The sequence below is a fragment of the Streptococcus australis genome (assembly GCF_040226615.1).
Taxonomy (GTDB): Bacteria; Bacillota; Bacilli; order Lactobacillales; family Streptococcaceae; genus Streptococcus; species Streptococcus australis_E.
The window spans coordinates 105390-119962 of sequence record NZ_JBCOAT010000005.1; the positions used below are offsets into that span (position 1 = coordinate 105390).

The 14573-nt window shown below is 42.4% G+C and carries 13 protein-coding genes; 2 read left to right on the forward strand and 11 right to left on the reverse strand.

The genetic code is table 11. The features are described 5' to 3' along the window. Positions 1-11: 11 nt before the first annotated feature. Genes ABT997_RS06180 through ABT997_RS06195 form a run of 4 tightly spaced genes read right to left on the reverse strand, consistent with a single transcriptional unit; the run spans position 12 to position 4035 of the window. Complete coding sequence (locus ABT997_RS06180; RefSeq protein ID WP_023024889.1) at positions 12-833, reverse strand: PTS system mannose/fructose/sorbose family transporter subunit IID; 822 nt, start codon at positions 831-833, stop codon at positions 12-14. Beyond that, a complete protein-coding gene (locus ABT997_RS06185; RefSeq protein WP_195348264.1) occupies positions 820-1734 on the reverse strand; it encodes a PTS mannose/fructose/sorbose/N-acetylgalactosamine transporter subunit IIC in 915 nt (304 codons plus the stop codon). The genes ABT997_RS06180 and ABT997_RS06185 overlap by 14 nt, the downstream gene beginning before the upstream one ends. Before the next feature lie 40 nt (positions 1735-1774). Next, positions 1775-2251, reverse strand: coding sequence for a PTS sugar transporter subunit IIB (locus tag ABT997_RS06190; RefSeq protein WP_023027469.1), 477 nt, complete (start codon positions 2249-2251; stop codon positions 1775-1777). Beyond that, positions 2248-4035 carry a glycoside hydrolase family 35 protein gene (locus ABT997_RS06195; RefSeq protein ID WP_350018964.1) on the reverse strand — a complete coding sequence of 596 codons (1788 nt, stop codon included), beginning with the start codon at positions 4033-4035 and terminating at the stop codon, positions 2248-2250. Before ABT997_RS06195 ends, ABT997_RS06190 begins: the two co-directional genes overlap by 4 nt. Positions 4036-4166: 131 nt before the next feature. Between ABT997_RS06195 and ABT997_RS06200 the strand changes: the two genes are divergently transcribed. Next, positions 4167-4883 (forward strand): GntR family transcriptional regulator, encoded by a 717-nt coding sequence (locus ABT997_RS06200; protein ID WP_006595289.1) that lies wholly within the window; start codon positions 4167-4169, stop codon positions 4881-4883. 385 nt (positions 4884-5268) lie between these two features. Here ABT997_RS06200 and purB read toward each other — a convergent pair whose 3' ends face one another. The 6 genes from purB to purD all read right to left on the reverse strand — a co-directional run bounded on the left by purB (position 5269) and on the right by purD (position 11775). Then, complete coding sequence (gene purB / locus ABT997_RS06205; RefSeq protein WP_270616052.1) at positions 5269-6567, reverse strand: adenylosuccinate lyase; 1299 nt, start codon at positions 6565-6567, stop codon at positions 5269-5271. 20 nt (positions 6568-6587) lie between these two features. Continuing rightward, positions 6588-7625 carry a HEPN domain-containing protein gene (locus ABT997_RS06210; RefSeq protein ID WP_350018965.1) on the reverse strand — a complete coding sequence of 346 codons (1038 nt, stop codon included), beginning with the start codon at positions 7623-7625 and terminating at the stop codon, positions 6588-6590. Next, entirely contained in the window at positions 7618-8712 is a 1095-nt protein-coding gene (locus ABT997_RS06215) for a GmrSD restriction endonuclease domain-containing protein (RefSeq protein WP_350018966.1), read from the reverse strand. Before ABT997_RS06215 ends, ABT997_RS06210 begins: the two co-directional genes overlap by 8 nt. Before the next feature lie 30 nt (positions 8713-8742). Further along, on the reverse strand, positions 8743-9816 hold the full coding sequence (gene purK / locus ABT997_RS06220; RefSeq protein WP_350018967.1) for a 5-(carboxyamino)imidazole ribonucleotide synthase: 1074 nt from the start codon (positions 9814-9816) through the stop codon (positions 8743-8745). Then, a complete protein-coding gene (gene purE / locus ABT997_RS06225) occupies positions 9803-10291 on the reverse strand; it encodes a 5-(carboxyamino)imidazole ribonucleotide mutase (RefSeq protein ID WP_350018968.1) in 489 nt (162 codons plus the stop codon). Before purE ends, purK begins: the two co-directional genes overlap by 14 nt. A 218-nt stretch (positions 10292-10509) precedes the next feature. Continuing rightward, positions 10510-11775 carry a phosphoribosylamine--glycine ligase gene (gene purD, locus ABT997_RS06230; RefSeq protein ID WP_350018969.1) on the reverse strand — a complete coding sequence of 422 codons (1266 nt, stop codon included), beginning with the start codon at positions 11773-11775 and terminating at the stop codon, positions 10510-10512. A 184-nt stretch (positions 11776-11959) separates the two neighbouring features. Between purD and ABT997_RS06235 the strand changes: the two genes are divergently transcribed. After that, positions 11960-12973: a GBS Bsp-like repeat-containing protein gene (locus ABT997_RS06235; RefSeq protein ID WP_350018970.1), complete on the forward strand. Its 1014-nt coding sequence runs from the start codon at positions 11960-11962 to the stop codon at positions 12971-12973. Between the two features lie 51 nt (positions 12974-13024). Here the strand turns inward: ABT997_RS06235 and purH are convergent, their stop codons facing one another. Then, positions 13025-14572, reverse strand: coding sequence for a bifunctional phosphoribosylaminoimidazolecarboxamide formyltransferase/IMP cyclohydrolase (gene purH, locus ABT997_RS06240; RefSeq protein WP_350018971.1), 1548 nt, complete (start codon positions 14570-14572; stop codon positions 13025-13027). Between the last annotated feature and the right edge of the window lies 1 nt (position 14573).

Here is a 14573-nt window from a genome sequence, read left to right on the forward strand (position 1 = left end):
ACCTTACTCCATTATGCCATTCCAAAGAAGAAGTGGCCAAATGCTGAGAATGCGATTGCTGCAAGGATGATGAGCAAGATAGCTTTTGTAGAGTTCATACCTTTACGTCCAAGCAACCAGTAGATCACACCTGTGATGATAGCTGGTACCAAACGTGGGAAGATAAGGTTGAGCATATCTTGAATTTCAATCGCTTTGTCCCCAATGTGTGGAGCCCAAGAAACTTCAACACCAATCATGCTGGCAATCAAGGCACCAACCATGAAGATACCCAGAACGGCAGCTGCATCAATCAAAGCTGTCAAGGTACTTTGCATGTTGTTGATGAGGTTAACCCCTTCTTTATAGGCAAATTCCAATTGTTTCCAACGGAAAATGTCATAAGCAACTGCCACAGCGATCCACAAGAAGATACCGGCTGGGTTTCCTGCAACAGCCAAAGTTGCTGCGATTGAACCCATAATAGCTGGTACCAATGATCCAAAGATTGAGTCCCCAAGAGGAGCGAATGGTCCCATGAGACCTGTCTTGATACCATTGACCGCATCTTTTGATTTGACACCATCTTTTTCTTCCAAAGCGAGGTCAAAACCAGTGATAATGGTGTGGAAGAATGGTGAAGTATTGAAGAATTGCGTATGCAATTTCATCATTTCTTTCAATTCTGGAGTGCCATCACCATACATTTTACGCAACTGAGGTAAAATCATATAAAGGTAACCAGAAGCCTGCATCCGTTCATAGTTCCAACCTAATTGGAAAGTAAACAGACTACGTTTGTTAATTTGATTAAAATCCTCTTTAGTGAGTTTGTAATTCTTAGAATTCGTCATCTTCAATTTCCCCGCTTTCTGATTCAGTTACTGGAGCAGCTACGACTGTACGTTGACTGTTTTTGAAGTGTTGTACTGCAAGGAAGATACCGATAATGGCAATACCAATCATAGATACACTCTTGAAGTTGTTAACAAAAGTAATAGCTTGTTCTTCTGGAAGTTTAGCGAACACTTCAGAACCGACAATGCTAGACACTGCAGCACCAAGGCTTTGAACATTGCTATAAAGCACTGTCAACATAGCTGTCAAACCAAAGCCAAGTGCTAAGTAGTGAAGGTTACGACGAACAGGAAGGTAACGGAGCAAGATCGCAAATCCAAGACCTGGAAGCATTTGACCTGCAAGTTTCAGACCGTTTGCCAACCATTGTACATTAGCAAGACCTGTAACAACAGTTTCTACGAAAGATCCACCAAAAGCAAGCGCGAAGTAAACTGGGAGAGCACGAGAAAGAGCCCAAGGAAGAGCACCAAGGAGATAGTTGCGTTCGATGCCTTTGTAATCAAAGCGTTCAATCGCAGCATCTACACGGTGAGCGAAGTAAGTTGTAGTCATACGACCAAGAATATCAAAGTAGGTCAACAAAGTTGCTACCGGCACAGCGATTGTAGCAATAGCAAGCTCTGGATCAATCCCTTGTGCTACTGAGAAGGCAGTCGCAAGAACGGCACCAGAAGTAGCGTCAATACGAGAAGCTCCACCGAAAGTACCAACACCGAGCACTGTCAATTGAAGAGAAGCTCCGATAAAGAGACCTGTCTTTAAATCTCCCATGACAAGCCCTGTAATGAAACCAGCAAAGACTGGTGATCCTGCTGATGAAACAATCGTCAACTCATCACAGATTTGATAAGCTGAGTACAAAGTAAGTAGTAAAATTTGCCACCATTGTATCATGACAATTTCCTCCTAAAATTTTTCTTTTTTTATTTATAAACTATTTGAGTAACTTCAAGAAGTCTTCAACTGGATCATTTGGAACCATTTGAGCAGTTAGCTTAACTCCTTTTTCAGCTAGCTTGTGGAAAGCTTCCACATCAGCATCCACTACGTTGATCGAACGAGTAATCGGACGAGTCTCGTCTGATTGAGACATGTTCCCAACGTTTAAGGTTTCAAGTGGCACACCTGCTTCTACCAAACCGAGGAAACGATCTGGCTTGCGAGCTACGATGAAGAGACGTTGGCTGTCATATTTTCCAGCCAAGATATTTTCTGCAGCCTTTGCTACTGGCAAGATACTGAGCTTGACACCAGGTGGTGTCGCGAGTTTCAAGCCACTTTTTTCGATATCATTTTGAGCGACTTCATCATCGATCACCATGATACGTGAAACATTTAGTTTGGTAGTCCAAAGGTTGGCTACCTGCCCGTGGATCAAACGTCCATCGATACGGCATCCTACAATAGTCATAAGTTTTCCCCCTTTACTTCTTTGAATGTAGGTTGTGAAACAAGTTTTAAGGTCTCCGTCCAAGTGCCCTCTGTCTCAAAGACGAGGATCTCATTTTCCCCATCTTTGAGAAAACCATGAGGGATGTAGAGGGAGAGTGTTGGACCGACTTCCCAGAAACGACCGATATGGTGGCCGTTTACAAGAACGATCCCTTTTCCAAATCCAGTCATGTCAAGGAAGGTATCCTCAACCTGATCTAGATGAAAAGCAAATTGATAAAAAGCTGGTTGACCTTCTTGCCATTCTTTCGAAAAGTCCAAGCGATCCAGCTGGGTGAAATCAAGCGCATATTGTTTCCAATCAAGCTTGAAATGTAGATCGATACAAACTCCTGTACGTATTCCTTTTCGTTGGGTGTCCGCTAAAAGCTTGTGTCCATAATTGACTCGTCCCATGTTTTCGATCAAGAGTTTTAAGTTTGTAATCGTTTTCTTTTTTCCGTTTAAAAAAAGATCTTGACCGATTTCTTCTTGGTATTGAGTAGCAATTAATTGATCATTGGCATAAACCTGTACCCGGTCACGCGCATCGATGATACGCAAGCGCTCTTCTTCCGCATCCATTTCCACCTCTGTCTCATAGAGCAGATAGCCTAAGGGATGGTCGATTTCTTCCATGGTCTGTGGATAAAGACTTTCTGTGACCTGAGCAATCTCGTTTAAATTGCCAAACAAACTAGTCTTGTTGGTTAACTTTAGTCTATGCTCTGGCAAAGTCGACTTCACAAGTGGATCCATCTGTGGATACTCTGGATAGTAGGTCGCCATCATCTTTTTGACTGCATGGTACTTAGGAGTCGGATTGCCCTGCTCATCTAAGAGAGCATCATAGTCGTAGGATGTCACTTGCGGGAGATCCACAGTCCCTCGTGCTGAGCAACCATTCATAAATCCAAAGTTGGTCCCACCATGGAACATATAGAGATTGATGGAGCCTTCTTGTAAGACTTCATGGACTGCTTCTGCCAACTCTTCTGGATCTCGCTTGATGATAGGTTCTTTCCATCGATTGAACCAGCCATCCCAAAATTCCATACACATGAGTGGCCACTTTTTGTCATGCTCAGCAAAGAACTCTTTCATCTGAGAGAAGTTGTAATTCGCACGCGAACCAAAATTACCGGTTACAAAGAGTCCATCCTCAATCAAGGTCCCTGCTCGAAGGGTCGCCCTCCAAGGTCCATCAGAGGTGAAGAGTGGACAAGTAATATCCCTCTCAATCATTAGATCTCTGATCGCCCGAAGGTAGGCCTTGTCTTCGCCATAAGAGCCATATTCGTTCTCAACCTGCATCATGAGGATATTGCCCCCACGATCCAATTGGTACTTGGCCACACGTGGCAGGAGCTCGTCGTAATAGCGAGCCACTTCCTTGAGAAAGGCCGGATCCGATGAGCGAATCCGAAGGTCTTCGTCGATTAACCAGGCTGGCAAGCCCCCAAATTCCCACTCCGAACAGATAAACGGTGACGGACGGAGAATCACATATAGATCCAACTCTTGAGCTACTTGGATAAAGTGCTCCAGGTCCAAATTCCCTTCAAAGTGAAAGTGGCCTCTTTGTGGCTCATGAGCATTCCATGGAACATAGGTTTCAACAGTATTAAAACCTAGAGCTTTTAGGTTATATAAGGAATGATACCAATCCTCACGATCGATCCGAAAATAATGAATTGCACCAGATAAAATCTTAAAAGGTTGATCATTTAAATAAAAATCTTCACGGATTTCAAATGCACCCATACTGAGAACCTCCTTCTAAGAAACCCTTTTCATTTATCAATATAATATATTAATAAAAAAATGTCAACCACTTTTGAAAAAATATGTTAAAATAATATTAACAAGGGATATCGAAAGAAGAGGTGAAGCACATGGCAATCCCAAAATACCAACACATCAAAGATGATTTGAAGCAACAAATTATCTCAGGTAAATTCGAAAATGGAGATAAATTTTACACAGAAGCCGAGCTGATTAAGATTTATAATGTTAGCTCGATTACTGTTGTTCGTGCTTTGAACGATTTGGCTAGCGATGGATACATCGTCCGCCAACAAGGGAAAGGAACCTTTGTTTCGCGCGCTAGAAAACACAAACTGGTTGAGTTTTCAGACGTTGAAACCTTCCCTATCCAAAAAGCGACCGTAAAAGTTCTCTCTATTAAGCGTGGCAATGCGCTGAATATCCTGGATAAACTGGGGCTCGCTCCGACTCAATTCTATTATAAGATTGATCGGACCCGTCATATTGGTGAAGATACCTATATCTACCACCAGACCTATGTCCCAGAGCAATATATTAACCCAAATTATCCGAGCTTAGATTACTATAGTTCGATTTATGATCGCTTTAAAGAAGATTATCATATCCATATGAATGATGAACACTTTGAAGAAATCAATGATATTGTATTCCCAACACCAAGCAAAATCGCTTCTGTGTTGAATATCGATGAAAACTTCCCAACTGTCCGTCAAGTGAAGACGACAAAATTGGAAGCGACCGGTCAAATTCTCGAATATAGCGAAACCTATAAACGCGGTGACTACTATAAAATCAAATTTATCTCTTGTGATCGTGATCATTGATCATTCAAAGTCTGGGGTCTGGCCTCAGACTTTTATGATACAAATTATAGCATGAAAAAATAGTTCCTAAAACATGTAAAACGAATAATCTATAATTAGTGATAGACTTCCTATAAATAGTTTAATCAGTCAAAATTTATTATGATAAATTCAGGATCTAGAGCGCCTGATATAGGCAAAGAAAAGAGAGTGGGACAGAAATCGGTAATTCGTTAGAATTCGATTTCGTCGTCCCACCTCCGCACAGTTGAGTAGGGATCTAACAGCTGATGAAATCAGCCTAGTAGAGCCCACTCTTGCTCGATAATCAAAAGACGAAAAGAGGCTAGGACTTTTGTCCCAGCCTCTTTTCGTCTATTTTTCAAATTCCCGTTTTTAGTTGCGGTTAGTCTCCCAAACCGATGCGTTCGAAGATTTCATCCACCCGTTTGGTGTAGTAAGTTGGGTTGAAGATTTCGTCGATTTCTTCTTGAGTGAGGCGTGAAGTCACTTCTGGATCTGCTTCAAGAAGTGGTTTGAAGTCTACTTGGTTGTCCCATGATTGGGCAGTCTTGGGTTGAACAAGGTCGTAAGCCTGCTCACGGGTCATGCCTTTTTCAATCAAAGTCAACATGGCACGTTGGCTGAAAATCAAACCAAATGTAGAATTCATGTTGCGGATCATGTTTTCTGGGAAGACTGTCAAGTTCTTAACGATGTTTCCAAAACGGTTGAGCATGTAGTCAATCAAGATGGTTGTATCTGGTGCGATGATCCGCTCAGCCGATGAGTGAGAGATATCACGTTCGTGCCAAAGGGCTACGTTTTCATAAGCTGTTACCATGTGACCACGGATGACACGCGCAAGACCAGTCATATTTTCAGAACCGATAGGATTGCGTTTGTGAGGCATGGCTGAAGACCCTTTTTGACCTTTGGCAAAGAACTCTTCCACTTCACGTTGTTCTGATTTTTGAAGACCACGGATCTCCGTTGCCATACGCTCGATCGAAGTTGCGATGCTGGCGAGAACCGCAAAGTACTCAGCGTGAAGGTCACGAGGAAGCACCTGTGTAGAGATTTCTTGAGCACGGATACCAAGCTTGTCGCAGACGTATTGCTCTACGAATGGTGGGATGTTGGCAAAGTTACCAACCGCACCAGAAATCTTACCAGCTTCCACACCAGTAGCCGCATGCTCGAAACGCTCGATGTTGCGCTTCATTTCGCTGTACCAAGTGGCCAATTTAAGACCAAAGGTTGTAGGCTCAGCGTGCACACCGTGGGTACGACCCATCATGATAGTGAACTTGTGCTCCTTAGCCTTGTCAGCGATGATGTTGAGGAAGTTTTCAAGGTCCTTGCGAATGATATCGTTTGCTTGTTTATAGAGGTAACCATAGGCAGTATCTACCACGTCCGTAGAAGTCAAACCATAGTGGACCCACTTGCGCTCTTCACCAAGAGTCTCAGAAACCGCACGCGTGAAGGCAACCACATCGTGGCGTGTCTCTTGCTCGATCTCCAAAATACGGTCGATGTCAAAATCCGCTTTTTCACGAATCAAAGCCACATCTTCCTTAGGGATTTCCCCCAACTCAGCCCATGCTTCATCAGCCAAGATTTCCACCTCAAGCCAAGCACGGTATTTATTTTCTTCAGTCCAAATGTTCGCCATTTCGGGGCGAGAGTAACGTTCAATCATGTTTTCTCCTTAATTAATTTTTAAAATTTGAATATAAGTTTTTTCTCACTCAATTCATGATTTTCATGTTGGGAGTATGTTAAATTTAAAAGATTATAATCACCTCTTTTAGTTACCTTTATATTGCAACTCTTTATTTCTAATGTCACATGCCCATTATCAGGTAATATAGAAACAGTTTTTTTATCTTCATCCTTTATTTTTTCTATGGCAATAGGATAAAAAAAATCACCTTTCTTTATATACCAGTCAGAATACTTTTTCTCGTTTTCTTCTTGGTTAAATTTTTCTACTATTTCACTATCAAAAGTCACTTCAACAATTGCCTTTGCCTGCCTAGTTCCGCAAATAACACTTGTTATATTTATTAATTTATGCTCAGATATAGATTTTTGTATATAAAGATTTTTTAGATACATCTCTATAGTAATTAATATATGACTAATAAATTCAAAATAAAGTTTCATATCATTGAAACCAATGTATTCCGAACATTCACCTGTATGAGCTAAATTATTTCTATTATTGACCAAACTATCTATATAACCTTCTAAACCATCTGGATTAGCTTTTTTTTCAGAATATTTTGAAATAAAAGTTTGTTCAAGTTTTTCAATTGTTTTTTTTAATTCCAAATTTGAATTGGAAAATTTCAAAAAATTATCTTGGGAGGTCTCAGGATATATCCTTTGAATCAATTCTACTACTTTGTCGAACCATAAATTATTGCTTGATAAATAATACTCTTGTGTTATCTGTATTTCATTTTTATCCAAAGAATCTAGATATTTTTCTTTAACATAATTTGGAGAATTTAGAATTGTCCTATAAAACGACTTAAGAAATTCCTCTGTAAAAATTATATTGGCATGCTCTACTAAATGATTAAAAAGAATTTTCTTAACATTACTCTCCCAAAAGGTATAAAGTGTAATTGTAAAATTCTTTTTGAAAATCATTTCAACAAATCTTTTATCTGATTCTTTAATACCGGATATAATATCATTAAAACTATCAATATTTTCATAGAAAGTTTGATTTTGAACAAATTTATTCATCTTTCAAAAATTCCTTTTCAAAAATAGAAACTCTTGTCTTTACATTTTTTATTGCTGTATACTTACCATTAAAATCTGTTTTATTAGTTTTCAAAACATCAAACTTCAATTGTTCAAAAGCTCCATCATCAAATTGTTCCAAATTATCTAAATTATTAGATGTAAAAAGCATCACACTATCAAAAATCATATTTTCAGCTTTTTTACTTTTTGCACTCGACATAAATGCTTTCTCTCCAAAAAGTCTCCTTACGGTTGTAACTACTTTTTTGAAAAATTCTTCCAATTCATCTAATTCAGATTCCGTAAACTCTTTCGATGCTTCCATATATAAATCTAATAGTCTTGAAGTAGAGATTGGAGTAATGTCATTACGTACCGCACTAAAATATGCAAAAAAACGAAGGACTTTTTCTGAATATTCTAATCTTTCATTGTATTCAGTTTTTTTCGGATGGGCCCATAATTGTTTAAACACTTCGTCTAATGCCAAGCGCTTCAACATTTTATTAAATCGCTCACTATAAAGCGCATTTCTCACTTCTTGCTTGTTTAATGCTAAGCCTCCTGTATTCAGTCTTTCAAAAACAAGTCGTCGCATATTTTGTTTCTCAGATTCATCTTTGGTTGATTCACTCAATAAGATTATTCCGGAAATATATCTTCTTGTTATTGTTTCTTTGACATCCGCAGGCAATTCAGAATATTTTTTTCCATTGTATTCCTGAAAAAATTCAAGTGATTCTAGATGAAATTCATCTTCCAAAAATGAAATAATTGTAGAAATCCTTTGCTTACCATCCATAATTTCGAACTTACCATATTCATACTCAAATAAAAAAATAGGTGGTATAGGAATATTTATAATAAAACTTTCTATTAATTTTGATTTTTTTGATTCTGGCCAGACAACATTTCTTTGATAATATGGATCCATTTTATAGTCAGAAGATTGAAAAATCTCTTTGACATTTTTTAGTGGATAACGTGTTTGTTCAGTAACAATTCGAAACTCGATTCTATCATCAGATTTTGAATCCAATAAATCTTTAATTCGTTGCTTTGTTAAAAGTTCCTCTATAGACATTTTCTCTCCATTCTTTAAATTTTATCGTATTTAAAACTCTTCCACACTTTCTGGCACATCACTAAACAAAGTCACATGTCCCATTTTGCGGTTGTGCTTTGCTTCTAGTTTACCATATAAGTGGAGGTGAGCGCTTGGATTTTCTGTCACATATGTTTCAGCTGCCTCGACGTGCTGCCCGAGGACATTGAGCATGACGGCTGGGGCATGCAGTTGGATGGTTGGCAATGGTGCTCCGATAACACCCAAGATATGCGTGTCGAATTGCGAGAAATCGCAAGCTTCGATTGAGTAGTGGCCTGAATTGTGTGGACGTGGCGCAACTTCGTTGACAATGATGTCATCAGCTGTCGCAAACATTTCTACACAGAGGGTACCAGACAGGTTGAGTTGTTCTGCAATTCGCACTGCCATGGTTTTGGCTTTTTCAGCTAGATTTTCTGAAATGCGGGCTGGCACAATCGTTTTAGAAAGAATGTTGTTGCGATGGATATTTTCCTGAACTGGGAAAACTGTCACATCCTTACCATTACCAGACACAAGAACAGAAATCTCCAGGTCAAAGTTGACAAATTCTTCCAAGACACAAGCTGCTGAATCGGCTAGTGTATAGGCTTCTTCCAAATCTTCTGCCGAGCGAATGACCTTTTGTCCATGCCCGTCATAGCCACCAGTCGCAGTCTTGAGGACATAGTTTTTGGACAGGTCGATATCTGCCAAGTCTTGGCTTGAAGTCACAACCTTGTATGGAGCCACCGTTACTTGAGCCTTGTTGGAAAGGAAATCCTTCTCAAAGATGCGATTTTGGGAGATGCGAAGTAGGTCTGTCCCTTGAGGGAGTTGTCCCTCCTTGATGACAGCATCCAAACCGTCAGCATCAACATTTTCGAATTCATAGGTGAGGACATCGCAACGCTCAGCCAACTGACGAAGAGCATCCACATCGTTATAAGGCGCCACGATGATTTCTGCCACACGAGATGCTGGGCAATCCGCTGCAGGGTCCAGCGCGATAACCTTGTGGCCCATGTAGATAGCAGAAATGGCCATCATCTGACCCAGCTGACCACCACCGATAATTCCGATTGTTTTAGATGAGATCATTTGTCGACTCCTCTGCGATTTTTCCTTGTTCTTCTGCGAAATCTGCCAACGCTGTCGCAATGGCCTGGTCCTCTACTGAAAGGAGACGGAGGGCAAAGAGGGCCGCGTTAGTCGCACCAGCTTCACCGATCGCCATGGTTGCGACTGGCACTCCACCTGGCATCTGAACGATGGAATAAAGTGAATCCACACCGCTAAGGGCACGTGATTTAACGGGTACCCCGATAACCGGAAGGGTCGTTTTAGCTGCGACCATCCCTGGCAAGTGAGCAGCGCCACCCGCACCTGCGATGATGACCTTGATGCCACGACTACGTGCTTCTTCGGCATGTTTGAACATGAGGTCAGGCGTCCGATGTGCGGAAACAACTTTCTTTTCATAAGCGACGCCGAAGTTGTCGAGGACTTCAGCCGCTTTTTGCATGGTTGCCCAGTCGGATTTTGAGCCCATGATGATGGAAATTACTGGTTTCATTTCTTCTCCTTTTTTAATAATCGTCTATTGTAGTGCGGACGTAAGCGACCGCCTATGGCGTTCCATTACTAAAACTGGAGCCTGAGTCTCCAGTTTTCCGCTCCTAGTAGCAGAGCTACTAGGAGTTCCACTACTGCGACGATTATCCTATACTAGCTCGCTAACGCTCGCAAATCAAACGACCATTATCTTCGTTTAGCTCGCTTTCGCTCGCTCTGTTAATCTTTTATAGCCTTGCTTCCGATATCGCTTCGGTAGAAGAGGCCTTCTGTGTTTTGGTTGTTGAGTTGGCTGTAGATAATGTTTTGGCCGTCTTTGACGGTATCAGCTGTGGTGACCAGCATATAGACACGTCCGCCGTTTGAAAGAAGGTCGTGGCCATTTTCAGCGAATTTAGCACCTGCATAGTAGGTGATGATGTCTCCCTCTGTCTTGGCTGGAAGCTTGACACCCTTCTCATAAGCCAGTGGGTAGCCGTTTGATGCCACAACCACACCAAGTGTCACACCCTTGTCCGTCCAAGTGATAGCTGGCTCTTTGCCATATAAAATATCCGTGATATTTTGCGCAAAATCAGATGTCAATCGAGGCAAGATGATTTGCGTCTCAGGATCTCCAAAGCGAGCGTTAAACTCGATGACTTTGGGTCCATCAGCTGTCAAGATAAGACCAGCGTAAAGGACACCAAGATAGGGGCGACCTTCTTTAATCATGCCTTCAAGAACTGGCTTGACAATGGTGTCAACCGCTGTGTCAACCACGCTCTGTGGCAAGTGAGGAACTGGCGCGTAAGCCCCCATCCCCCCAGTGTTCGGACCCTTGTCTCCATCGTAGGCACGTTTGTGGTCCTGAGCTGTTGGCATGATGTAGAACTTGTCCCCATTGACAAAGGCAAAGAGAGAGAATTCTTCCCCATCCAGGAATTCCTCGATGACCACACGCGCACCTGAGTCACCGAATTTATTGTCCAAAAGCATCTCGTGAGCGGCTTCGACCGCTTGCTCAACTGTCTCCGCAACGACGACACCTTTCCCAAGAGCTAGCCCATCTGCCTTGACGACGATTGGAGCGCCTTTTTCCTCAATGTAGGCCTTAGCTTCCTCGAAATCTGAAAAAGTCCCATAGGTTGCTGTCGGAACATCATATTTGACCATGATTTCCTTAGCAAAATCCTTGGACCACTCCAGCTCAGCCGCAGCTTTGGTCGGACCAAAAGCCTTGAGACCGGCTGCATTGAACTCATCCACGATCCCGGCCGCAAGGGCATCATCTGGGCCAATAAAGGTCCAAGCGATATCATTGACTTTTGCGAAGTCAATCAGCTTAGAATGTTCGGAAATTCCGATATTGATCAAATCTAGACCATCTAATCGCATCCCGTCATTACCAGGAGCCACAAAAACCTGCTCAACGTCTTTAGACTCCAACAACTTCTTGGCAATCGCATGCTCACGACCACCAGATCCAACAACCAAAAGTTTCATCTTGAACCTCTTTTGCGAATTATTTTATTAAATTATATCATAATCGTTCGTTTTATTCTAATATTTCAAGGAATGTTCAATAATTTTCGTTAAAAAACAAACTTTTTTCATTAATTTTTAAATTTCTACTCCTTTTTACGAATATTATAATTGAGACCTCTACTATTTTTTAAAAAGGAGTTTTATGCAGAGAATTAAGAAACTACTCTTGGCAGCTTGCCTTTTCTGGGCAGGGGCTTCACAAGTTGCAGGAGCAGACCAAAACATCAATTATATCTACAAGGAAAAGGGACAATTAGTTATCCACCTCGGGACCATTCCAGGTCGCTTTCAAAGCGTTAGCGTCCCCATTTGGTCCGAGAAAAACGGCCAGGACGATCTCATTTGGTATCCTGTTCAACGAGGAGAAAATGGCTTTGATTTGCAAGTACCTCTGACCAATCATTTAGATCAAGCAGGACTCTACCATATCCATGTCTACGGCATCAATTCTTACGGAAACCTTGAAGGACTGTTTCCTCTACAGACAATCGTTGAGAAAAAAGATCTCGCATCTTCCCAACCCAAGATCACAGTCCGACCTAGCACTACACAGCTATTTGAGATCCAACTCCAGCTCTTTGAAGATGTGGAGGAAATCCTCTTTCCCATCTGGTCTGAACAAGATGGCCAAGACGACTTGATCTGGTATCCCGCAAAAAGAACGGCACCTGGCCGCTATCAATTGTCCTTCAATGCTGAAAAACATAAAGGGAAAGGAACCTTTCATCTCCATGTCTACCAGAAAGACAAGGGACACTTAAAAGGCCTGCTCGCCACAACATTTCAGGTCGAACAGGCTAAAGTTGCTCCACTGGTCACCCAGCCGGATAATTACTATCCCGTTGGCGAATGTACCTGGGCAGCAAAAGAGCTGGCTCCTTGGTCACAAAACTGGTGGGGAAACGGTGGCATGTGGGCTGCTAGTGCTCGCGTTGCAGGCTTCCGGACAGGAAGTACCCCTGAAGTTGGCGCTATCGCCTGCTGGGATAATGGAGGCTATGGCCACGTTGCAGTCGTCACAGAGGTTGAACATGATCAAAAAATCCAAGTGAAGGAAGCTAATTACAATGGAAATCGGACCATTAACAATTTCCGTGGCTGGTTTGACCCAACGAATGTTGTCTGGGGAACAGTCAGCTATATCTATCCAAATTAAAGGTTTCTTGACTAATAAAGGCACTCATCGATGGATGAGTGCCTGTTTTGATTAATGTCTAAAATGTCTTACACCTGTGAAGACCATAGTCAAGTCATATTTATCAGCCGCTTCGATAGACTCTTTGTCACGAACGGAGCCTCCTGGCTGGATGATAGCCTTAATCCCTGCTTTAGCGATTTCTTCCACGTTATCTGCAAATGGGAAGAAGGCATCGGAAGCAAGAACAGCACCGTCAAGACGGTCTTTAGCTTGATCAATAGCGATACGGACGGAAGCCACACGATTGGTTTGACCAGGGCCAACACCAAGTATCATGTGGTCATTAGTCACGATAATTCCATTTGATTTAACGTACTTGATGGCTTTCCAAGCAAACTCAAGGGCAGTTGCCTCTGTCTCCGTTGGTTGGCGTTTGGTCACCACTTGCCAGTCAGCTGGACTTTCTTTGACCACGTCTTGGTTTTGAACGAGAAGGCCACCGACAACACCTGTGTATTCCGCTTCCACTTCACTAGCATCTTGAGCGTCAAACGGCAAGGCAAGGATACGCAAGTTTTTCTTTTTATTGGTCAAAATGGCTAGCGCCTCATCCGTATAGCTTGGCGCGATGATGATCTCGAGGAAAACACCGTGCATCTTCTCAGCTGTCGCAGCATCTACCTCACGGTTGAGAACGACGATCCCACCAAAGATAGAAACCGGGTCAGACTGATAAGCGTAGTCCCATGCGGTCTCGATGTCGTCAGCTTGACCAATCCCACATGGGTTCATGTGTTTGAGAGCCACAACGGTTGGACGGTCTTTGAAATCACGGATGATACGAATCGCAGCATCCGCATCGCGGATATTGTTGAAGGACAATTCTTTCCCGTTGAGCTGTTTAGCGGATGCAATTGAGTAGTCTGTCGGCAAAGCTTTTTGGTAGAAATCAGCGTCTTGTTGAGGGTTTTCGCCGTAACGCATGGCTTGTTTAAGGTCATAGGTTAAAGTGAGTTTTTCAGGTTTTGTTTCACCCACTTGAGCTGTAAAGTATTCTGCAATCAAGGCATCATAAGCTGCTGTGTGACGGAAAACCTTGGCTGCCAATCGTTGGCGAGTTTCGTAACTTGTTTCACCGTTTGCTGCCAATTCGTCCAAAACCACAGCATAGTCAGCAGGGTCTACCACAACTGTTACGCTAGCGTGGTTCTTCGCTGCGGAACGAAGCATTGATGGCCCACCGATATCGATGTTTTCAACCGCGTCCGCATAGGTAACATCTGGTTTGAGAATAGTCTCCTTGAATGGGTAGAGGTTTACCACCACAAGATCAATGAGCTCAATCCGATTGTCCTTAGCCGCTTGAAGGTGGCTATCAAGGTCACGACGAGCGAGAAGACCACCGTGAATATTTGGGTGCAGGGTCTTGACACGACCGTCCATCATTTCTGGGAAGCCCGTCACATCATCGATGGCAATGGTCTCTACCCCAGCGTTGTCAAGGGCAACCTTGGTACCACCTGTTGAGATGATGTCCCAACCAAGTTTTTTGAGTTCTTGGGCAAATTCAACGATGCCCGCTTTATCTGAGACACTAATTAGTGCGCGTTTAGTCATT

Coding starts and splice junctions, on each gene's coding strand:
- ABT997_RS06185 (WP_195348264.1), bottom strand. CDS start 1,734: ATGATACAATGGTGGCAAATTTTACTACTTACTTTGTACTCAGCTTAT.
- ABT997_RS06190 (WP_023027469.1), bottom strand. CDS start 2,251: ATGACTATTGTAGGATGCCGTATCGATGGACGTTTGATCCACGGGCAG.
- ABT997_RS06195 (WP_350018964.1), bottom strand. CDS start 4,035: ATGGGTGCATTTGAAATCCGTGAAGATTTTTATTTAAATGATCAACCT.
- purH (WP_350018971.1), bottom strand. CDS start 14,572: ATGACTAAACGCGCACTAATTAGTGTCTCAGATAAAGCGGGCATCGTT.
- ABT997_RS06215 (WP_350018966.1), bottom strand. CDS start 8,712: ATGTCTATAGAGGAACTTTTAACAAAGCAACGAATTAAAGATTTATTG.
- purK (WP_350018967.1), bottom strand. CDS start 9,816: ATGATCTCATCTAAAACAATCGGAATTATCGGTGGTGGTCAGCTGGGT.
- ABT997_RS06180 (WP_023024889.1), bottom strand. CDS start 833: ATGACGAATTCTAAGAATTACAAACTCACTAAAGAGGATTTTAATCAA.
- ABT997_RS06235 (WP_350018970.1), top strand. CDS start 11,960: ATGCAGAGAATTAAGAAACTACTCTTGGCAGCTTGCCTTTTCTGGGCA.
- purD (WP_350018969.1), bottom strand. CDS start 11,775: ATGAAACTTTTGGTTGTTGGATCTGGTGGTCGTGAGCATGCGATTGCC.
- ABT997_RS06210 (WP_350018965.1), bottom strand. CDS start 7,625: ATGAATAAATTTGTTCAAAATCAAACTTTCTATGAAAATATTGATAGT.
- purE (WP_350018968.1), bottom strand. CDS start 10,291: ATGAAACCAGTAATTTCCATCATCATGGGCTCAAAATCCGACTGGGCA.
- ABT997_RS06200 (WP_006595289.1), top strand. CDS start 4,167: ATGGCAATCCCAAAATACCAACACATCAAAGATGATTTGAAGCAACAA.
- purB (WP_270616052.1), bottom strand. CDS start 6,567: ATGATTGAACGTTACTCTCGCCCCGAAATGGCGAACATTTGGACTGAA.